This is a genomic window from Pseudomonas sp. MYb193 (assembly GCF_002966775.1).
In the GTDB taxonomy this organism is placed as follows: Bacteria; Pseudomonadota; Gammaproteobacteria; order Pseudomonadales; family Pseudomonadaceae; genus Aquipseudomonas; species Aquipseudomonas paracarnis.
In genome coordinates this window covers 1,142,470-1,164,811 of record NZ_CP023269.1, presented here as the reverse complement: position 1 = coordinate 1,164,811, position 22,342 = coordinate 1,142,470, and the positions used below count along the sequence as shown (strand labels likewise).

8 protein-coding genes are annotated in these 22,342 nt (G+C 56.9%); 2 read left to right on the top strand and 6 right to left on the bottom strand.

Annotation, left to right across the window (positions count from 1 at the left end; all coding sequences use genetic code 11):
• Window positions 1-26: 26 nt before the first annotated feature.
• The gene (locus CLM72_RS05335) at window positions 27-1,478 is read left to right on the top strand and encodes a mannose-1-phosphate guanylyltransferase/mannose-6-phosphate isomerase (protein ID WP_105225824.1); all 1,452 of its coding nucleotides are present in this window, start codon (window positions 27-29) and stop codon (window positions 1,476-1,478) included.
• Between the two features lie 128 nt (window positions 1,479-1,606).
• Here CLM72_RS05335 and CLM72_RS05330 read toward each other — a convergent pair whose 3' ends face one another.
• From CLM72_RS05330 to CLM72_RS05305, 6 genes are all read right to left on the bottom strand, one after another.
• Window positions 1,607-2,071 (bottom strand): hypothetical protein, encoded by a 465-nt coding sequence (locus CLM72_RS05330; protein ID WP_105225823.1) that lies wholly within the window; start codon window positions 2,069-2,071, stop codon window positions 1,607-1,609.
• A 444-nt stretch (window positions 2,072-2,515) separates the two neighbouring features.
• The gene (locus tag CLM72_RS05325) at window positions 2,516-5,050 is read right to left on the bottom strand and encodes an RHS repeat domain-containing protein (protein WP_181155734.1); all 2,535 of its coding nucleotides are present in this window, start codon (window positions 5,048-5,050) and stop codon (window positions 2,516-2,518) included.
• Window positions 5,051-5,326: 276 nt separating this feature from the next.
• Window positions 5,327-8,119 carry an RHS repeat-associated core domain-containing protein gene (locus CLM72_RS05320; RefSeq protein WP_105225821.1) on the bottom strand — a complete coding sequence of 931 codons (2,793 nt, stop codon included), beginning with the start codon at window positions 8,117-8,119 and terminating at the stop codon, window positions 5,327-5,329.
• Window positions 8,116-12,654 (bottom strand): SpvB/TcaC N-terminal domain-containing protein, encoded by a 4,539-nt coding sequence (locus CLM72_RS05315; RefSeq protein ID WP_256595284.1) that lies wholly within the window; start codon window positions 12,652-12,654, stop codon window positions 8,116-8,118. The genes CLM72_RS05320 and CLM72_RS05315 overlap by 4 nt, the downstream gene beginning before the upstream one ends.
• 8 nt (window positions 12,655-12,662) lie before the next feature.
• Window positions 12,663-17,474, bottom strand: coding sequence for a neuraminidase-like domain-containing protein (locus tag CLM72_RS05310; RefSeq protein ID WP_105225820.1), 4,812 nt, complete (start codon window positions 17,472-17,474; stop codon window positions 12,663-12,665).
• Between the two features lie 36 nt (window positions 17,475-17,510).
• Window positions 17,511-21,461 (bottom strand): Tc toxin subunit A, encoded by a 3,951-nt coding sequence (locus CLM72_RS05305; RefSeq protein ID WP_105225819.1) that lies wholly within the window; start codon window positions 21,459-21,461, stop codon window positions 17,511-17,513.
• Between the two features lie 416 nt (window positions 21,462-21,877).
• Here CLM72_RS05305 and CLM72_RS05300 point away from each other — a divergent pair, with 416 nt between their 5' ends.
• Complete coding sequence (locus CLM72_RS05300) at window positions 21,878-22,342, top strand: multidrug transporter (protein WP_105225818.1); 465 nt, start codon at window positions 21,878-21,880, stop codon at window positions 22,340-22,342.

Sequence of the window (22,342 nt, the reverse complement as noted above, 5' to 3'; positions counted from 1 at the left end):
CCAAACTGATTCAAGGAGAAACACCCATGATCCCAGTAATCCTTTCCGGTGGTAGCGGCTCACGTCTTTGGCCGCTTTCCCGTAAACAGTTCCCCAAGCAGTTCCTGGCCCTGACTGGCGAGCACACCTTGTTCCAGCAAACCCTGGAGCGCCTGGTGTTCGAAGGTATGGACGCCCCCATCGTGGTCTGCAACAAGGACCACCGTTTCATCGTCAACGAGCAACTGAGCGCGCGCAAGCTCGAATGCCAGCGCATCCTGATGGAACCCTTTGGCCGCAACACCGCGCCAGCCGTGGCCCTGACCGCGATGATGCTGGTCAACGAAGGCCGTGACGAGCTGATGCTGGTACTGCCCGCCGACCACGTGATCGACGACCAGAAAGCCCTGCAACGCGCACTGGCCCTGGCCACCGTGGCCGCCGAGCGTGGCGAGATGGTGCTGTTCGGCGTGCCGGCCACCCGCCCGGAAACCGGCTACGGCTACATCAAGTCCACCAACGACTCGCTGCTGCCTGAAGGCGTGAGCCGCGTGCAGCAGTTCGTGGAGAAACCCGATGAAAAACGTGCAATCGAGTTCGTCAAAAGCGGTGGCTACTTCTGGAACAGCGGCATGTTCCTGTTCCGCGCCAGCCGCTTCCTCGAAGAGCTGAAAAAGCACGACCCGGATATCTATGACACCTGCGTGCTGACCCTGGAACGCAGCGAGCAGACCGCCGACACCGTGACCTTTGACGACTCCACGTTCGCGTGCTGCCCGGACAACTCCATCGACTACGCCGTGATGGAAAAAACCCAGCGCGCCTGCGTAGTCCCGCTGGCAGCCGGTTGGAGCGACGTGGGCTGCTGGGCTTCGCTGTGGGCGGTCAACGATAAAGACGCCAACGGTAACGTGAGCAAAGGCGATGTAGTGATCCAGGACAGCCGCAACTGCATGGTGCATGGCAACGGCAAACTGGTGTCGGTGATCGGCCTGGACAACATCGTGGTGGTGGAAACCAAGGACGCGATGATGATTGCCCACAAGGACAAGGTCCAGGGCGTCAAGCAGATGGTCAACACCCTCAACGAACAAGGCCGCAGCGAAACCCAGAACCACTGCGAAGTCTACCGTCCTTGGGGCTCTTATGACTCGGTGGACATGGGCGGACGCTTCCAGGTCAAGCACATCTCGGTCAAGCCGGGCGCGTGCCTGTCGCTGCAGATGCACCACCACCGCGCCGAACACTGGATCGTGGTCAGCGGCACCGCCGAAGTCACCTGTGACGACAACGTGTTCCTGCTCTGCGAAAACCAGTCCACCTACATCCCGATCGCCTCGGTGCACCGCCTGCGCAACCCGGGCAAGATCCCGTTGGAGATCATCGAAGTGCAATCGGGCAGTTACCTGGGCGAGGACGACATCGAACGCTTCGAAGATATCTACGGCCGCTCGACGCCGATTGAGCGTGGCGTATCGGTGAAAACTATCGCGCAGTAAAACAGTCGTACAAGAAGCCCTCGCCCAGCCCATTGCGTCCCCTATCCGCAGTGGGTTGGGTGGGGGCTTTTCGGTTCAATGACCATCAAAACAGACAGACAGCCCCTCGCAGGGTGTCAGGCCTGTTTTTAACGAACCCAGTTACGCGGTGCAAACGCGTTGTAATTGCCGTCCTCCTTGGGTTCAGCATTTTTATACGTGTTCTTGCCGATTTTCTCCGCCGCTTTACCCCCCCACATCAGCGCCGAACCTGCGACTTTCGAGGAAAGGCCACCTGAGCTTGCCATCTTCTTGCCGGCCACCTTCGCCATCCCGCCAACGAACGTCAACGCGGCCCCATAGGCTTTGTCTTTCGAACTGTCGGTGCTATGAAGTACTGAGGATGGCAAAACATGCGAACGAATTGTATCGCCGAGGCCTTGCAGCACAGTTTGCCGCAAGCTCGTAAGCCCCATACTTTGCATACGCGGCCCCGAGCGCGATTCGAGGGGGGCGGCACTCGCTTGCACGTGTCCTGCCTGGCTGGAGGCCTCCGCTGGTGCGGACACGCTGAGAGGGGTGGACAGGCTTACAGCGGCGTCTGAAATATTCATAAAAAACTCACATTGTATAAGTGCAACGTTGGGTTCCGTCGTTGATCAACCAAGCCTCCTTGCGCAAACTGTGTGGCAAGTTATTCAAACCGGTTCCCACATCGTCGGGTGCAATGACCTACGTTGACCCTTGCCCTCATCTTGCCGATCCTTGCGCCTACCATGACGCATTCGTGATGAGGTTTGACGGCCTCAGAGATTCATAGGATCCCTTCTTTTTCAGAAGATCCATGTCAGCTATGAGTGGGTTGGGTGGGGGCTTTTTATTTGGGCTTTGCGGTGCCTGTTCAGTCTTCTTCGGGAGCCCTTTTCACAGCTTGACGGCCCCCATAGATTACGGAAAAACTTTGTGGGCTCATGATGTCGGCAGACAGCACACCACTGATCCATCGCTAGTGGCGGGACCGCTTTTACTGAGTGTAAACACCCATTACTGATTAAAAATTATTGCTCTGCTTTAACTACTATAGGGTTGTTGGATCGATTAAAAAAGATTCGTTGTTGAAAGCCATGAGTCTCTCTTATTTCGTTCAATATCTGCTGAACCGGATTGTAGCGAACATCCAGATGGGCAAACCCTACTGAAACCATAAATGTACGGTCATTATTTGCACTCGCCTCAACCCCGACTTTTTCCGCCAGATACGGGTTAATGAATTCATCCCTCCAAACCGACGAGGTGATAGTTCTTAATCGCTCAACGGTACTCTCGGGATAACCTTCCGGCTTTGTAAAGTCTGAAATAACCAATGAAAACTCCTTGGCTAACTCTTCAGCCTGCATAAATAACTGGCTGGTAACTTTCGCTCCAAGCATCTCGACATCATCCAAAACCGCGCCCGACGAGATTACACTCGACTCAGAATGATCCATCGCGATGATAAAGAGCTCTAGCATCGAAGTCGAGAGTTCTTCTGGTTCCCACCCAATCACCGCGCTTTTATTTTTGTCGATAAATTCAGGAATGAATTTTTCAACCTTAATGGCTGCGTCAGTTGGAGTGGCTTCCACATACAAACTTAGCGCACCGTTTCTGTTTGCAGCCATTACATCAGGTATATCCGAGGCGTAAGCAAATGAGGGACTGGCGTGGCCATCCCCCGAGAATATGATCTTAGGTGTCCCATCGCTAAACGCAGCTCTCAGTTCATTATCACTTAACGCCCGCTCTTGACCATCAACATAGGTAAACCACACGGTGGGTGAAAGCCCAAGGATATCTGTGAACGTCACTGGGTTATTGCGCACCATCTCATAGCGATTAAGCCCATCCACTTCACCTGCAGGGTCGGGATTACTCCATCGCTGTAACCACGGCACGTAGTACCTGAACCCATAGTAGTAGAGCCCCGTCGCATCCCGCTCCTTGCCCGAATAACGCAACGTGCGATAACTCTCTTCGCTCGAATCACCCTTCTGCGTGAAGGCCGTCGTACCAAACGGATGATACGTCTCGCGACTGATGATCCGCGCTTCACTGTCCAGTTCCAGCGAACAAGAGCCCAGATGATCGCTAAGGGTGTAACGGTATTGATCATTCGCCAGTTGCTGCGGCGCCGCGCCTTCCCAATGCAACACCTGCACCGTGGTGCGGCCGGCCTGGACGGTGACGACGTGCAGTTTCTCGCCATCCCCATCGCGCGTTTCCAGCCCTGGTAGATATCGGGTCTCACTGACCAAGGTGCGGGCGTTGGTTTGCGTCGTGCGCACCTTGCGCTGGCGCATGCCGTCGGCACCGTAGACATAGCGCTCGGTGTCATCCAGGCACAACGTTCGCTCTACGGTATGCACGTGGCTCAGTTGATTACGTACATCCCAATTGAGTGTGCGGCCCCGATCCAACACCAACAGGTTGCCGTTGGCATCGAAGCCTTCGGAGATCTCCGCTTCGGTCGGTGGTCTCCCCTCCACCTCAGGCAGGCAGCGATTACTGTGCTTGGCCGCCGTCAACACACGCCCATGTTGCTGTGGGCCGTGGTGGATCAGCTCGAGCAAATTGCCGCCAGCGTCGTAGCGATAGGTTTGACGATAGTTAGCCACGGCAGCCGGATCCTCGAGATGAGCAGGCCCGCGATTAGCGCTGCCGGCCTCCCAGCCGGTGGCTTCGATCAACTGGTAAAGACTGTCGTAGGTATAGCGGTTGATCGGCTCGATGCGTTGGTTGGCAAAGAAGCGCACCGGCAGTGCCTTGTCTTCAAGGCTAAGGATATTGCCCACCGGGTCATAGACGTAGTGCAAATCCTGTAGCGGTTCGTCGCTAGGCCCGGCAGCGCTCAGACGGTTCAATCGCCCGTCTTTCGGGCAGTAATCAAACCGACTGGTGACCTGGTTGCCTGCCGTTTGCTGTTCTATCTGTCCTTGAGCGTTGTAGTGAATGTCATGTACCAGCCGCTGCGCGGCGGTCGCGTTTTTCAGCTGCAGCCAGGCCTCGCGCAATCGGCCGTCGATGGTGTGAGTGAAACGCTGCCGATTGCCCCGCGCATCGGTTTGCTCCAGCACATCGCCCAACGGGTTGAGCAGCAAAGCGCTGCGAGCACCGGCTGCTTGTTCAAGCAAATCATCTCTCTCATCAAGGGGCAGTGGCCAATCAGGCATATCCAGGCTTTGCAGATAACGCTGGGTTTGCGCTATCGGCTCGCCAGCTACCCCGTAGTAGTCGAAATGACGAGTACCGGCCGGGTCATCTTGGCGCACCACCCGCCCACATTGATTACGTTCAGCCGCAGTCGGCTCAGCCATCCCGTATGCAAAGCGCTCGGTGCAGGCTGAATTTTCAATAATCGCCACAGGTCGCAGTAGCGCATCGAATACTACGCGGCGTTGACTACCGCGCCCATTCCAGAACTGCACACCCTGCCCAGCCTCACCGAACAGTTGAACATCCCAACCCGCATCGACGCTTTGAATCAACAATACTTGGCCGCCAAGCGAGTGAAGGATATTCAGGTTGGCAGGCACCTGCGGGTCGTCTTTTTGCACCGACTGCAGACGCGGGTCCCAGCGCGCTGTCGCTCTGCCTACCGCGTCATGCGCAGTGCGGTCGATGTGTGCCTGTGCCGCTTGGCCGGCAGTCGATCGTAAATACTTCACCGAGCGAACGGGTAGACTTCTCGGATCGGTAACAGTCAATGTGGGGGTATGGCTATTCAAGCTGAGCATGGCTGAGTCTCTCTACTTGAGGATTGCCGACATAAAATTCATTTCACACCGGCCATCTCCGTTCGAAGTTCGTGGTTAATAGCGCTCATGGGGATTTTATTTCCAAGAGTTTGCACTACCTACCTTAATGAAGCGTCTAAGCGGCATCTTTTCATTTCTACGATCATTAAAGCCCTGAACGTCGCCTCCCGACTCGACCAATATAGCCTGACGAACGATATCATTGGCCTCACTATCATATTCTCTTATGATCGAGCTAAACACCTTTGGACCCACCATCGAACTCATCAACTTTATTCGCTCAGGTGTTTCCAACTCGAGTATCCCGGCTCCGATGCGACCGTGACTATCCGTATACTCTTCAGACTTAACAACTTCTTTATAACGCACGACCATTTCTTTCTCGATATGCTTCAGTGTTTTGTTTCCAGCATGCGCGGCAAACGAGCTATTGTTTATCAGCACCGCATTTCTGGAGCCCCTATTTTCCCAAGGCACCCAAACAGGTGAGTTTGTGATTATTTCGTCGGGTCTTGCATAAAGCGTCGTATCGCCCAGGCGCTTGTGCCCTTCACTCTCAGCACCGAGATACTGGTCATCGACATCGGAGTAGAGCCCTCCTTTCTTGCGAACCAAATAGGGCCGTAGCGTATCCACCGCAAACGCAAAGTTTTTTGGATCTCCCGACCTGAAGTCTTTATAAATAGCCCCCACTGGACTTTTTTTGAATTTCCTGAAGAGTTTCTCCTCTCTCAAATAGACAACATTATGAACTTTAAGATCCTGTAGGACATTCGCAAATGCATCCTCGTTACCTGACTCAAGATAAAGATGAACTTTATACCCGCTCGCCTGCTCGACAGTATTATTAATATTGCTGACATGCGCCGCCAACGCTTCCGCTGACTCGCCCACCCATATCAAGTGGATATCTTTATTCACCGGCTCGCGCTTCTCACCCACAGCGTCTCGATAACCAATGGGATTACCGCCTAGAAAGGCGAATACATTTAAACCATCACTGACACCCACGGGGTCCGGGTTAATCCAGCGCTGAAACCTGGGCATGTAATAGCGCAGACCGTAATAATAAAGGCCGGTCGCATCCCGCTCCTTACCCGAATAACGCAACGTGCGATAACTCTGCTCGCTCGAGTCTCCCCTCTCAGTGAACGCCGTACTGCCAAACGGATGATAAGTCTCGCGGCTGATGATCCGCGCTTCACTGTCCAGCTCCAGCGAGCAGGACCCCAAATGATCGTTCAGGTTGTAGCGGTATTGATCATTGGCCAGTTGACGCGGCACCGCGCCCTCCCAGTGCAACACCTGCACCGTGGTGCGGCCGGCCTGAACAGTGACGACATACAGTTTTTCGTCATCAATCGTGCGGGTTTCCAGACCGGGTAAATAGCACGTCTCGCTGATCACCGTGCGGGCGTTGGTTTGCGTCGTGCGCACCTTGCGCTGACGCATGCCGTCGGCACCGTAGACGTAGCGCTCGGTGTCATCCAGGCACAACGTTCGCTCTACGGTATGCACGTGGCTCAGTTGATTACGTACATCCCAACTCAGTTTTCGGCCCCGGTCCAACATCAACAGGTTGCCGCTGGCATCGAAGCCTTCGGAGATCTCCGCTTCGGTCGGTGGCCTCCCGCCCACCTCGGGCAGGCAGCGATTACTGTGCTTGGCCGCCGTCAACACACGCCCATGTTGCTGTGGGCCGTGGTGGATCAGCTCGAGCAAATTGCCGCCAGCGTCGTAGCGATAGGTTTGACGATAGTTAGCCACGGCAGCCGGATCCTCGAGATGAGCAGGCCCGCGATTAGCGCTGCCGGCCTCCCAGCCGGTGGCTTCGATCAACTGGTAAAGACTGTCGTAGGTATAGCGGTTGATCGGCTCGATGCGTTGGTTGGCAAAGAAGCGCACCGGCAGGGCCTTGTCTTCAAGGCTAAGGATATTGCCCACCGGGTCATAGACGTAGTGCAAATCCTGTAGCGGTTCGTCGCTAGGCCCGGCAGCGCTCAGACGGTTCAATCGCCCGTCTTTCGGGCAGTAATCAAACCGACTGGTGACCTGGTTGCCTGCCGTTTGCTGTTCTATCTGTCCTTGAGCGTTGTAGTGAATGTCATGTACCAGCCGCTGCGCGGCGGTCGCGTTTTTCAGCTGCAGCCAGGCCTCGCGCAATCGGCCGTCGATGGTGTGAGTGAAACGCTGCCGATTGCCCCGCGCATCGGTTTGCTCCAGCACATCGCCCAACGGGTTGAGCAGCAAAGCGCTGCGAGCACCGGCTGCTTGTTCAAGCAAATCATCTCTCTCATCAAGGGGCAGTGGCCAATCGGGCATATCCAGGCTTTGCAGAAAGTGTTGATGCTGTTCCAGCACCGCGCCGGTCAAGCCGAACTCATTGAAATGCTGCGTTCCAGCCGGGGTGTCGTGGCGGATCAACTGGCCGCATTGGTTGTGCGCGGCATAGTGCGGCGACGCATCGGCGTAGTGATGACGTTCGACGCACGCAGCTTGCTCGAACACCGCCACAGGCCTTAGCAAACTATCGTATTCAACCTGTCGCTCATTACCGCGAGCGTCCCACGCTTGCACCTGTTCAGCCGCCTGCGTGAACAGGCTGACACGCCATCCTGCATCAACGCTGTGGGAGCCCAGTACCTTGCTGCCGAGCGAGTAAACCTGCGTCAGGTTGGCCCGCTCCACCAAACGCGGGTCCCACTCGGCCACGACTCGGCCCGCACCGTCGAAGCCACTACGACTGCTCCTTGCCTGCGCCTGCTCCCGCCCACTCTCACGCCAATAGCGCACCGTGCGCACCGTCAGCCCGCGAGGGTCGCTCACACTCAGGCCTGGGGTCTGCCGGTGCAGCGCAAGGGCGGTCATTGCAATGTCTTCCCCCGGGCCTCTTTCATCGCCATCACCTCTTCATAGGTGTCGTTTTCATCCTCGTAAATGCTGTACCAAGGCCAGTAGGTATGACGCCGCAGGTAGTCCTCCTTGGCGAGGACGGTACGAGTAGGACGGCCCAACGGGTCATAGAATTGTCGGTCGCTGTAACCGTGTTGCCTGAAGCTGACATCGTTGATGTAGCGATGATGATCGGCAAAATAGGGCCTGTAGATGCGCACAATCAGCCCCTTGTTGTTGTACTCGACCCGCTCGCTGACCCGCCAGCGCTCAACATCCTGTACCGTCACCGGCCGACAATTGCCGTCAAGCGCCAACGAGCCATCTTCCTGTACATGGTAGGCATAACCTCGCTCGACCTTTTGCTTGCTCTGCAAGGCGCGACCGAAACCGTCCCAACAGCTCAAGGCGACGCGGATTTGTTTTTCCGGATCAAGCGGGTAGCGATCAGCCTGCAAGGTAACGGCGTGAACAGGCTCGCGGCGCACCTGAGGGATCAAGCTCAACAGGCGTTGTCGCGCGGGCGTCAATGCATCGGATGGCGAGAGCAAACGGGCCGACACACGAATATGCCCGCTGGGTAGCAGGTCGCCCTGCGCTACGCATTCGTCCAGCCATTGGCGATCCTGCAGGTCGGCGTCAGGCACTCGGCCCATCCAACTGAACGGGTCGGCAAAGTGCGCAGTGGCGGCATCCTGCAACGCCGCGGCCGGTGCATCAATGATTTGGCCAGGTGTGCCGCCGAGTGGAGGACGGTAGTCATCGAGCGACGCAAAGCCCACGGGTTGACCACGTTCGGTGCCGAAAAAACTGGTGGCGATCACCTGGCCGAATGCCCCGTAAAGCACCTCCTGAGTGTTTTGATTGGGGTCGATAATGCGCGCCGGTTGCAGCAAGCGATAGTCAATCGAATCCACACGCGTCTCACAGCCGTCAGGTAGGCGTACCCGAGTATTCAGGCAGCCATAGGGGTCGTAACTCAGATGGGTCACACCATGACTGCGGGTTTGCTGCACGGTGATGACGTTATAGAAACCCGCGAGGCCGGCGTAGGTATTGAAACCGCGCTTGACCGACCACAATGGCGCTTGCGCCCCGTCGATAGACGGCAGAACCAGGCGCATTTTGTGGTACCCGACCTCCAGGAGTTTTTGCTCCAGGTCAAACGGCATTTCACCCTCGTCATTGCGCAGCAAGTCGTACGCCTTGAGCGCGGCCTCATCCAGCTCGGCAATTTCCAGCTCATCGGCCAAGGCCAGGAACATGGCCTCTCCATCCGGTAAGGGGTGAACCCCGGACAAGTCCCGGTAGCGCTGCACCGACTGCCCCACCAGTGTTCGCTGAGCTTGGGGATTCAAGGGGTTTGCGGCGGTTTGCGCGATAAAGGCTTCATAGCTGATCGCGTCGGGTTGCAAGCCGTTGGGACCAGAGCCCTTACCCAGCACCAGCGCGTTGTCACGTTGCTGAAAAGGCAGGGCCAGGCGCCAGCCCTGTGGGTGTGTCAGGTGAATAAACCGCGCCAGGCTTTCACTCAGGTAGTAAACCTGCTGCGCCGAATCATGGGCATCACACCACCAGCGTTTCTGCGGTGTGATTTCATTCGGGTCCATCTGGCAGGCCGGATCATCCTGGGCCGTCAGGCGCCGGGCATAACTGACCCTGACGCCATGGGTCAGGCTGCCAAAGGCATCCCAGCGCAGGTTGATCCCGTGCTGGCACTGCGGGTCATCGACCTGTTGCTCGTACTGGTAGGCGATCGACTCCAACGATAACGCCAGCATCACCTTGTAAGGTGCGAATTGACCGCCTACTGGCCGATCCAGCACGCGTACCAGGTAGCGGTTTTGCTCGACGCTATAGGGGACGTCACCTGCGTTGCGCCCTCCATAGGTTTCCACACGCAATACCTGGCCTGCCAGTGCTTGGAGCATGCCAGGCAACTCATCGGCCTGGGGTACGACAAGTTCATCGACACCGTCGGCTTCGTGATAATGGCTAAGCAAGGTTGCTCCCAAGGGGTGAGCAGCCCGATCACCGTTGAAATACTCATCGCACGCTGGGTCGATCACCTGTCCGACATGAAACCAGGTCTTGCGCAATACCGGCTCACTGAAACCCGACTCCGGTGATGCCTCGGCAGCAGCGTCGGTATCAGTCGCCAGGAGCAGGGCAAAACCTCGGAACGTTCGTACCTGTCCGTCGTAAAAGCCTTTTCGATATTCGAACCGTTGCGTCAGCCGATTACCCGTGATTTCGTCACATTGAACCTGCTCACTCACCACCGGCACGGGGAAAGGTAAACGACACACGGCCGGTTGATTGCTCGCGAGCAATTGCTGCTTTTCATCCAGCCACTCCTGGGCCGAACTGCGATATTTCACGCTCGCGGCGGCGCCCTGGTTGTTATGGGTTGCACATAACAAATAGGGTTTGGCTGCGACAAAGTCATACCGCCAATGCATGGGCGACATATGCGGCACCGTCAACACCAGACTGGAGCAGCCCAGCCCTTGCAGGTCAGCGGTACTCACCTGGCAAAATCTGTCATAGCGAACGTCTTTGGGCCAAGGAAGCTCGACGGCGTCGTCAAAGCCGTTGCCACAACGGTTCATGAACACCAGCGCGCACTCGGCTTTCAAGTAGATCAGGTCTGCGGCACCGGAGCCGTCCAGATCCGCGAGCAAGACCCGCGATGCATCGAACTCGTCATAAGCAAAACCCAGCGTGCTGAACCTGAACCCTTTACCAAAGCGGCCTCGCCCCAGGTTGGGCCAGCATTCAAGCCGGTCGTGGCGGATGCGGATCAGATGCTGCTGGCCGCTGCCGAGCACGTCACTGAAGGCGACCAACTCGGTGGCGGCGTTACTGATCAACGGCAGATCATCCTCGCCTTCCTTGCGCTTAACCTGGGTGGCGGGGGCAAACCCCGCTTGCCGCTGGTTGGCATACAAACGTACGCTGCGCGGGCCGATCATCGCCAAGTCAGACAAGCCGCCCCCCATCAGATTGGCCAATTGCCCCTGAGGATGGAAAAACTCGTGAGGGAAGGCATCCGCGGTCGCGAAGCTCGACCAACTGCGGTCCGGGTTGCAGGTAAAAAAACCACACAGCCCAGGCTGGGCTACGACCCATTCAAGGCAGCCATCACCAGTGAGGTCGCTTAAAAACTGTCGGGGTGCCTGCAGGCGGTCGGCTATCGGAATCTCTGGCAACTCATGCCAATCGTCATAGGCCACTTCGTCGGGGTGGCTCGCCGCCTCGGCCCGCATAGGTGCGCGGTAGTAACAGGCTTTATCGTCAGAATACAAAATGCCCGGAAAACCTTCGCCGTACAGGTCGACAAATTTATAACGCTGACCGTCGTCAAGACCCGGCATTGTTTCAAATGGCTGATAGCGCCGTGGATCCGGTGCGAGCTCGAACGCGTTATAGATGAACTCCAACGGTGGCCGACTCTGTACCTTCCCCGCCCGGTCAATGGCTTGTTCATGGGCAGCATGCAGCAGGCTATAACCCAGTGGCGATGGCCGATATTCAAGCAGTAGTCGGCGCACCAGCACGGGCGCCGGCCCCATGTCTGGCTCATCGGGAAAGTAGTGGAACATCAGCACCTGCCGACACAGTTGCCGCGTCCTGAGCTCAAAACCATAGGCATAGCTGGAGAACGGATCGCTGCGTCCAGGCCATGCCTGGGTGGCCTCATAAGGGGGAGCGGTCATGAGGGCAATAGGACGTTCACCATGGTCGAACACCAGATGAAAATGCCATAGCACACCTTGCCCAGCCTCAACGCGCCACGCATACAGCTGGTCATCGGCGAGCGCATTGCCGTAAAGCACCTTGCTCAAGTAACGCTGGGCACCTGCGTGATCGTCGGCCTGATAATGGTAGACAATGTGCTCGCCACGCGGGTTGAGGCTTTCTTCGAGCAGCCACTCCCCCACACGCGCATCGACATCCGGGTCGGCACGTCGTGAAGCAGCGGTTTTGCCGTACAGGTGCAGATTGCCGTCCGCGCTGTGAATCAGCCAGAACCCCCCCGGGTCGTCGGTATCGGACCAATGCTCGATCAGTGCAAATGCGCCTTCGGTGCGAGGCCAGTAGCGTACAACGGTGTAAGGCCCCACCGGCAAGCCGTTATAGGCCGTCTCGACCCTTGAAACCTCTGTACCCGTCCTCGGGTTGCGCTCCGGCATCCAGGGTTCCCCATCCGGCCCCAGGATCACGTCTTCATCGGTATACGCCGGCACCCCTGTGGACGTTCGTCGAGTGATCGCATTGGGCGTCTTGCCCCAGCCTATTCCGAACGAGCTGTTGCCGTTGGTGCTGCTGTAAGCCAGCGTCAGGTCCGGGGCAAAACCCCGCCCGGGGGAGATTGGCAAGGGCAACTCGAACGATGCACTACCGCTGATACCGACCGGTCCCAGGCCATTGCCGATACTCTGGATGGCGCCACCGCCCTTGGGCAGGGACGGCGCGGCGATTTGCAGCGACTCGTCATGGTTCACCATGCTTGCTCCTAGCCAGCCTTGGCCGTGTAATGCAGCTTCAGGATGATGTCGGTCAGCGATTCGAACAGACGGTTTCGCGCCGCAACGTCAGTAGAGGTGAATTCCAACGCCCAGCCTGAAATAGCGCCCGTACCCTCAAAGGGCAAATAACGCTCATCATCGAAACTGAAAGTGAACAGCCCATCGTCATCCACCCCGCCAGACAAAACGATTTGCTGGCTGGCCCGCAGGTTTTCCTTGAGGGTGTCGCCTATCTGCACGGCACTGTAGGTTTGGGTCAAGGTGGCGTGAATGTCTTCGTAGGGCCCCAGGACCACAGGCAACGACACGCTGATACGTTTGATCCGGCGCACGCTATGCCCAGGGTAATTGCTGTCGAACATGGGCTGCGTCAGCTGGAAATCGACGCGGCAGTTGTCTATCAGGCCAAGCTTGATGGTGTCCCAGTCCTGATTGATGGCGGAGGTCGGATCCTTGTCCTTGAGTTGGCGCAGGGACACCGTCTTGGTGATCTCCAACCGTCGTTCATTGCGACTCAGGTACGCCGAGTCCATTTTCAATAAGGACAACTTCAACGCCTCGCCGGCGCTCAAGCCCCGGTAGCTGTCCTTCCAGACGCCCGCCTGGATAAAGCGCGTGCTGAAGTCGGCGAGTTCAAATTGCCAACAGGCTTCAGCGGCCAGGCACAGCGCCAAGGTGGCATCGTAGGCCTGGTAATAGAAGGTCGCGAACTGGCCGTTGAGCCATTGATAGAGTTGCGCATTGCTGAAACGGGTACGCAGAAAATCATAGCTGGCCAACGCCTGATCCTGGGCGGCGCGGGCCTGATTCAATTGCAGAGTGGTGGCGCGGGCCTGAGCTTCAAGCACCTGCATTTGTGCCTCGATCTGGGCAATTTCCAGCGTGGCTTGGTCACCGGCTTGCATCCATTCCTGGTGGCGACGGCGGAAGTTTTCAGCGCGGTCCGTCGCCTCCGCAATGGTATGGAGCATCGCGGCCCTGGCTGAAGAATAGGCACTGACCATTTCGGCGACGCCCTCCAGGCGCCATCCCCCGGAGGACGCTACGGCAACGGCACCATTAGTCAAACCCGCGTGAGCCCCGCCGCCGCCGCCAGCCGAATTGGGGGGGGCCTTCAGGCCACTGCCAACGGCATTGGCCACCTGACTGATGTTGTCCAACACCCGCCCTTCCAAGTGCAGCGCTGCAGCAGCTTTTTCACCGGCATTCACCACTTCATCGGCCAACTTACGGTAGAAATCCAGGCGTCCCTGAGCCAGTGCCTTACTCGCCTCCAGCGCTTTTTTCTGCTCAAGGTCGATCTTTTGTGCCTGCTGCTGAAGGTCCACCGCAAATTGGGCGAACTCCCAAGCCTGGTGGTATTGCAGCTCCTGCAGTTGCGCCTGTTCCTTGCGCTCGATCAATGACAACAACGTATTGCCAAATTGGATCAGGGTTTCCACAGCACTGCTGGCACGGTTGTGCATCACACTGTAGCGATAAGGTGGCACCTCCTGGGCCAACAACCGCGCGGCACCACCGGAGGCCGCGCCCTGACCGAACGCCGCCAGCAGATCGCGCGGGTTCAAGGGGGCAGCAAACAAGGGCAGCATCAGCGGCTTGCCGTCCAGCGTACGGTTGTTACGCAGGTTGTCCAGGCGCGCCTCGGCGGTATCCCAGTTCTGGACCAACTCACGGTTGAAGGGCAAGCGCAGGTATCTGTTATCCAGATCAAGCAGGGTAGGGTCGGGCGCGAAAGTGCGCAGGTACAGCGGCGGTTCGGCGAAGTGGTAGAGCGACTCGCCATCGTTGGCCGCGGCACTCTCTTCGCGTAGTTGGTCCTGCCGGATCAGGCGCTGTTCGAACTCGCGCAATTTTGAGTTGGTGGCGTCGCTCAGGGTTTTCAGGGGGATCGGTTGCCAATGGTCCACCACGTTGATATCAGGGCGCGGCCCCAGCAGGTCAAGCACGCGCACGTACCACAGCTTGGCCGCTACGAGGCTGTCGGGGGTCAGTTGCCGGTAGGCGGCGTCACCCCGGTCCAGCAGGTTCTTGATGTAGAACATGTAGATCGCCTTGCGATAGCGCACCGGATGACTACTGGCAATACCGTCCGGGTCGGCGGGTTTGCGCGACACGTAGTCCATTTCTACCGGGTCATCCATCAAAGGCCGTACGTTCCAGTAGGCCGGACGGCCCTTCTCGTCTTTTTTGCGCGAAGGGTCGAAGATAAAGCCCAGCCACTGTTCGGCGCCTTCGAAGTTTTGCTCCTGGTTCAGACGGTGGCTGACCATGAAAGGCAGGTGCAGGAACAACTCCCAGAAATACAAGCCGTTGGCACCGTGAAAATCCATCTGGTTAATGGCCGCTGGTGGATTGAGAGGGGGCTCTTCAAGGAGCTGAGTATCCCAGGACAGCAGGTTTTCCAGGGCGATATTGGCGCGATTGATCAACTCACGCGCAAACAGGGTATTCATGCGGATGGGTTGGCGTGGGGAGTTGCCGGCATCGTTTTGTTTGATGTCGGAGCCGGTGAAATCGATAAATTCGGCGACCCCCAGGGTTGGGTTGGCACAGGTGTTGATGCGAGGGGCAACAAGTGACGTATTGATAGCAGCGACACGTTGCAATTCGACAAAAGTAAGCCTCAATGCATGCCCGACATTCTTGTTGCCCTGGAACATCTTGATGCCATGAATCAGCGGGATTTTCTTCGAACTTGCTGGCCATGTGCCGGGCCAACTGGGCAACAGTGTTTCAATATCAATTAGCATAGAGGCTGAGAAGGTATCGGGTGGGTTTCTGACTGAAAGACCGGAGGAGAAATTAAGCCAAGCCGCACCGGGATTAGCCGCTTCAGGGTCATTTAAATTGAGCGGCCGTAAAATAACGTGCTGAAAAACAAGAGGTGTAAAACTATCACTCCTTACAATAGGCATATCAAAAATTATCACGTCCCTCATAATATCAAAGAACTCTACCGAAAAGTTTTCTCCAAGACATCGCACAACGTCCAATCTCACAAGTTTCCCTTCCAAAGATGCGGACCCACCCGCACCAATCGGCGGAAGAGTGCACCCAGAGTCCTCGAACGAATCCACCAAAAAATCCGTGTAAATAACGTTGCTACCCCCAGTGTATCTTCCATAGTTAAATATATCCGTCCCCCCTCCGGCCCACATCCCCGGTACGTCCTCCAATACGTCTATTCTCGACCCCCCAATTAGCCTACACCGCCCCAATACCGGTAGGTCAGCGGATAAAACAAAAGTGAATTTACAAGTACCCCCATTAAAGCGAAAATCTACAATGCATGTATCACCCATGCTAGTAAACGAGCCTGACAGTCCAGAGTCGAAGTACACTCTTTTAGAACCCGGGTCATACCTTACCTCTACATCCACACGCGGCGCCTTGATATTGACCTGCCCACCCTGAAAGTTCCAAGCATCCAAATTCTGATTTGGCGTAAACGTCTCAACGCTTTTCAATGCCACGCTAAATGCCGGCACTACAAACTGAAGTCGCTCCTTGTTATCCAACGCGAACATTCGTGCCACCTGTAACACATGAACTTTTTTGCCCCCTGGTGTCACCTCAATGCTTGGTACATACCCTTGCGCAGGAAATAGAGGCATTACATTAAAGTTCTTATCAATATGCGCCACTTTCAAAAAGGCGTACGCATCATTTATTCCGTCATTCGCCGCACCTGGCGTATAACCTGCATACATGGCTACCAACATCAAATCCGATGAACCGCCGCTGTCTTCCACCGCAATACTATCAAGCAAGCCCGATAGATTCTCGGTGCGCAATAACGGCGACTTACTCCAGGCTTCAATGACGGTTTGCGGCACACTCCAGCTATCGTCGAATTTTTTATAAACCATGTTCAAGCGCAACATCGGGTTACTGTGTATCTTGATTACCGGTGAGCCCGGATCAGGCGGCGTGGGGGTACCACCTGGGAGATAACCTTCTTCAACCGTCATCTGAGCAGGGTTGTTATCCACACATTCCACCCAAAATACAAACAAGCGGTTATTGAACAACACCGGCCTTATTGTACGCTCAATGGCACTGGCCGAAATCGGCAAGTCAGCCTTGTGCCAGTCCGACCACGCCCCCGGCTGCGGATAATCGAACTTTGGCCGGTTGGGATCCGTGCCGTTGAGGTTCACGTAAGTACGCTGGGACATATCCACCGAGCGCCAGTAGTACACACTCTCGGCCCGGGACTTGCCGATAAAGTAATACATGCCATTCTTGAAATCGGTGGTATTGATGTAACCATTGATAATCGTCAGGTTGGCCACTTCCTCAAAGCTCGCCAGATAAGACAGCACCGCTTCCTGAGTGGTGTCGATCTCGATCTTGTTCTGATTGAGGTCGTTTTCCAGTTGTTGGAAATACGTTGATTTGCTCAAGCGCAACGAGGGGTCGATATACAGCTCCGGGTAATAGCTCAACTGCTGGTTGGCCGCCCAGATGGGGTACTGGCAGTCGATCTCGCGCCACTGCCTTATCAGGTGCTCTTCCATCACCTTGGTTTCATAGCCCGGCTCCATGCCCATCAGCGCGGCATTGATGTATTGCTGAATACTGGCGATGGCCGAGGCCACCGGGCTGGTGGGCACGGCCTGGCTGACCTGCACATCCAGCAGCTTGTATTGGTAGAGGTCGTTGGCGGTCTTGATTTTGTCGCTCAACTGGGCGTCGACAAACTCCGCTGCGTTCGGTACCACCTCATCCAGATAGTAGGCCACCAGGGCATCGCGCAGGGTTTCGTTGAGCTGGCTATCGATTGAGCTGGACATGCTCGCTCCTTATTCATCGTAAAAACGCGCAGGCGCTCAGCGCCGGGCAGCCATGACGGCATTGCCTACCGCTTGCCAGGCCACCCCCGTACTGTCGCCGTGCAGGGCTGTGGCCCTGAGCAAGTCCGCCGCAGACAGGCCGCTGGCGGCACAGGTGGCTTGGCTGCGCAGGATCCAGTCGATGTCGGCCATGGAGCAGGCGCGCTTTTGCGCCAGCAATTGGAAAAGCTCATGCACGTCGTCCTGCCTCCACCCCAACAGCCTGGCCAAAACGGAAGCGGCCTGGTCGCTGACTGCAGCGCGCAATGTTTTGTTTTTGAGCGCTGTTTTTCCGGGGTTGGCCGCGATGAAATAACCCAGCAATGCCTCCTCCGCCTGGCTTTGGCCATGAAACCACTGACTGTAGCGGCTCAGCAGGTAGAAGCTCTTGAGGTTCAACTCCAGATTTCTACCCGGAACTCCCAGCCATTGCGGATTAAGCAAAAACACACGCAAGGCACTGGTGCTCAACCGCAGGTCCATCACCACTGTCCCATGACGCAATACACGCTCGAGTTGATTGATCAATGAGTCAGTGGCGGCTGCAGTAGCTAGCCCCAACACCGCTGACAACAGGGCGTGTACCGAGGTCTGTGCCCAACGCAGTACAACTTGGGTGCGGTCCATCGGCAGGTTGATCATTTCTTGTGCCAAACCTTCGATCAGCCGCAGTTGGCGGTCATGCCCGGCCAGTAACAAGCCGACAAGCTTCGCCACGCTCTGCTCACGTTCATCAGGGAATAGGTTCAACTGCCCCACTCGATAGTTAATCGCTTCTTGCAAGTACTGATGGGGGTCTTCGAGACCTGTGAGCGGAACAGGCCTCACGAGCCCCTGCGGGTCCAGCAAATACTGCAGCACTTCGCGCCATTTGATAGGCTCTCGTGCGGCTGCGGACTTGGGTCGTTCATAAACAGGCAGATTCAGCGCCGAGATCTGCTCATCGGTAATCAATACCTCTCGCGTCGCGGCGGTCAATATGCCCAAGCGGTCCACCAAGCCTTGGGGGGGCAGGTAATCTCCAGGCTCCAGGCCCAACGCGCGGCGTACCCCGGTAACACTTTGCTTGCTGTCCTTGAGCCAATTCACGGCCCAATCCATCTGCATCAACACATCGAGAACGTCAGGCGCGGGCGCCATCGCATCCTCTTCCCAAGCCTCTACGGTCGGTAGGTGTCTTTTAGGCAGCGAGCCGCACTTTACTTGCAGGTGGTGAATTGAAGACAGTTGGCTGGTTATTACCTCCCAAGCTGTCCTTGAAAGGCGCTTGCCGCTGAGCGACAACGTCCCACCAGCGCTCAACGGTTCAAGCGTAAGCGCGCTGCCGTCAGGATTGCGCACGAAGTTTTCTTCGTCTGAATGCTGGGGCTGCCGCTCCAGGGTAAACACCCGCGTGCCAGTTGCTGATGCAAAGTCGGTCCCCGCCAGCACAAACAAGGCTGAACCTGGTAGCAGACGCAATAAGGTACCTTCATGCGCGGCATCAACCACCAGCACCAGCCTGATGCTCATATCGCTGGCGCCCTGCGCAGTCAACGACCATGGCCTGAGGGACGACAATGAGGGTTGCAGCAGGCGCCCGGTACAGAGTAATCGCTGGTACTCCAGCCCCCCCAGCATATCCACCAAGCCCCAGCCTTCCTCCGGCGACAAGCCAAACATTTGCGGAATACGCGCCTGACGGTAGAGAGAGGACAGGGTGCCAAGGTCGCGGAGTAACGGCCCAACAAAATCCTTCGTTTGGTTGGCCAAGCGAGAAAGCGATGACTCTGTAGGCTCAAGGCCGAGCGCGGCACAGAGTTGTGCGACGATTTTTTTGTTCGCAGCGTCTGTCCCACTGATATTAAAGGCGGCTCTATTGAGTTCCAACGGCGTATCGAACAGCGCAGCAGGGTTAAAGACGTGGTCAAACAGCGGCACCTTGTCACCCGTGGCGTAAGGCGTGAGATCGTGGAGGAACGCCGCAAATTCTTCGGGCTTGATGCCATAACGTCGGCTGAAATAACGATAAACACCCAGGACCCGCAGGGTATTGGTGTTCAGGTCCATGGTCAGGTTGTGTTCACCCTCGCTGCGGATGGCGCAGATGAGCAGCGTGTCCAGTTCGGCATAGGACATGTCCATACCCAGGTCTTTTTTCAGCCAGCGCTGCAGACGAATCATGCGTTGCAAGCGGTCAAACCGTTGAGGGGACGTTTTAGTCAGGTACCAGACCGTGCGGCTACCGAGCGTGGTTTCCTTGAGGCCCATGGAATTGTCGAACTGGTCCGCACGCGTCGAGACAACGGTAGCAGGCACAACACTGTCATAACGCTCACTGCCATGGCCGTTGACATAACACGCGCCATAGTGAGAGGCGTGCGGGTATGCCTTGCCGACTCCCGCGCCCCCCGTCCATTGTGGGTTGCCGCTGGGGCAATTGGGAGACACGCGGGGGAAATGCTGACGCTGGGATAAAAGCGCCTCGACCTGCTCGGCATCCAGCTCCGAACGTTGCATGAACGTCTCGAGCTGCACCAGTGGGTTGTCAAGGTGGCCAATACCTTGGAGACCGTAACTGCGCTGAAAAAACTCCTGCTGCTCGGCCGTCCATGTCACGTACTCATCCAGGACAATGGTGAAGCTGAGTACCGCCAGTGAAACTGGCCTAGTGGTAGTGCCCGTGGTGGTGGTGACAGTAAATGAGGCTCGATAGCCCGGTTCGATCGGAAACGGTTCTTCTCCCCCCCAGCGGATAACTGTGCAGATTGTTGAGGTATTCGCGGGGTGAAGATAATTAGGCGTCCATATATTAGCCGTGTTCGCATATAACGGCGTCCCAGAATTAATCCAGAAAAGACCCTCTCGTTTAGCATCGTCAGACCCCGAGAATTCAATCGTTGCCGTGCTCGTCAAATCCCCTTTGTTGACTAAGGTTTCTGCCTGAGGCACAACAGACTTCAGGCTTGACTGTGGGGATATCAGTAAAGCAATCCTGATAGCCGAATGCGGACTCAGATGAGAAGTCCCCGGCCCTCCCCAGGCCGCCGTCAGCTCAGCCTTCGATAGATAAAACGTGGTGAACATTGAAGGTTCGATCAACAGTTGCTGTTGCTGTGGGCTTAACCCCGACATCAACAGTTGCGCTTGCGCTGCAGTGTTCTGCACCGCGCCATAATCGTTCAAGCCCCGTTGGCTGATGGGCAACTGCAAGCTGATACGGTAGTTCAACTCCCCCAACTCAAGCTTCTTTTCGGCCAGCCCTAATCGGCATTGGTGGTGAGGGTAGTAATACGGAAACATGAACGGATAGCGCCGCTCGGCCAGCACGTCGTAAATCGGCTTGTTGGCATCCGGCTTTCCTGTCCGGTACCGGACGATGTCGGCCATGAGTATCTCATTGACCAACTCCAGCATCGGTCTAGGGGTAAAGGTGCTTTGCTGGTCAATGATCAACCCCTCCAGATCGGGCCGCCGAGTCCTCAACAGAATCTTGGGCCGATCACCCTGGCCGGAGCCTTCCAGGGTGCGCGTAGCGAAACGATATTGAGCGCTGAGGTAGGCCACCGGCGAATCGACCGCCGCCATCGCGCCGACTTTGCAGAACTCATCCCAGTTTTCCTTGAACAGGTTCGGGAAACTCGGCCCGACATCGACCAGCGCACGCACACCGGTCTGCTGGCCCTGGTACTGGGTTCTGCCGTTGGATACCTGGTGTTCACGGTACAGCCGACCGATCTGCACCGCATAGCACATGGCATTGTCATAGGCCTCCTCGCCATCCGCCTCGCAGATCTCACCCAGGCGTTGGACGAAGTGGGGCTTGGGTTGGGCGATGATGTCGAACACCGACGTCATGCCCATTTGCTGCATCGCGGTGATGAAGCTGACTTTTTCCAGGCCCGCTTGCCGTTCGGGCTCGTTGACCAACGTAAGGAGCAGACGGTCAATTCTCGAGTCGTTGTCCATGCCCACGCATTCCCTCAGGTAGAGATACACCGCTACGTCCAACAAACTGAGTGGTTCTAAAAAATAAAGAACCTGTGAACTCTGACAGTAACGACGAACGGTACCTGGGGACGGCCGAACACCAGAGCTACCTGAATTGGACGAGTCTGCAGTTGGCGGAAACTGGCTTGGCTTTGGTGGAAGCTTGCATTGATGGCTTGCATTGATGGCTTGCAGGCCGATGCTTGTGCTCAGTAAGTCAGTCATCGCGGGCGAGCCCACTCCCACAGTTTGACCGGGTACGTCCTTGGAATAGGGTCAACCTGTGGGAGCTGGCTTGCCTGCGATGGCGTGCGCCCGGCCAGCACAATGCTCAAGCTAACCAATCCCGCCTACGCTTAAGTTAGGATGCTCGTTCCCTATTCGAGGTGGTCTCCATGTTTTTCGGCGTTCTCCTGATCATCACCTGGCTGATCCTGCTGCTGCGCTACCCGGCCAAGGCGCTGCCGGTATCGTTGGCCGCTGCCGTCGGCCTGGGGGTTGTCGCGGTTTGGGTGGTATGGCTGGACAATCGCGAAGCGTCACAACTGGCGCGTCTTGAGCTGCGCATCATCTACGCGCCGCAAGACTGCCCCGCCGACCGCCCGCTCAAACTGACCCTCAACAACGGCAACGATGTACCGCTCACCGAACTGCGCTGGCGCGTGGCCGCCTACGCACCGGGCGATACGGTCAACCTGGCCGACAACGTCTACGCCGCCCCACGCTATCGCGGCCCCGGCGAGTTGCAGGCGGGCGCCACCTGGGATGACTGCCTGCCCACCCCGCCGCTGCGCCCCGGCTATCGCCCACAAACCCTGGAATTTCGCGCCGAGCACCTGCAAGGCAGTTTCTCGGACTGA

Coding starts and splice junctions, on each gene's coding strand:
- CLM72_RS05315 (WP_256595284.1), bottom strand. CDS start 12,654: ATGGTGAACCATGACGAGTCGCTGCAAATCGCCGCGCCGTCCCTGCCC.
- CLM72_RS05330 (WP_105225823.1), bottom strand. CDS start 2,071: ATGAATATTTCAGACGCCGCTGTAAGCCTGTCCACCCCTCTCAGCGTG.
- CLM72_RS05300 (WP_105225818.1), top strand. CDS start 21,878: ATGTTTTTCGGCGTTCTCCTGATCATCACCTGGCTGATCCTGCTGCTG.
- CLM72_RS05310 (WP_105225820.1), bottom strand. CDS start 17,474: ATGTCCAGCTCAATCGATAGCCAGCTCAACGAAACCCTGCGCGATGCC.
- CLM72_RS05320 (WP_105225821.1), bottom strand. CDS start 8,119: ATGACCGCCCTTGCGCTGCACCGGCAGACCCCAGGCCTGAGTGTGAGC.
- CLM72_RS05305 (WP_105225819.1), bottom strand. CDS start 21,461: ATGGACAACGACTCGAGAATTGACCGTCTGCTCCTTACGTTGGTCAAC.
- CLM72_RS05335 (WP_105225824.1), top strand. CDS start 27: ATGATCCCAGTAATCCTTTCCGGTGGTAGCGGCTCACGTCTTTGGCCG.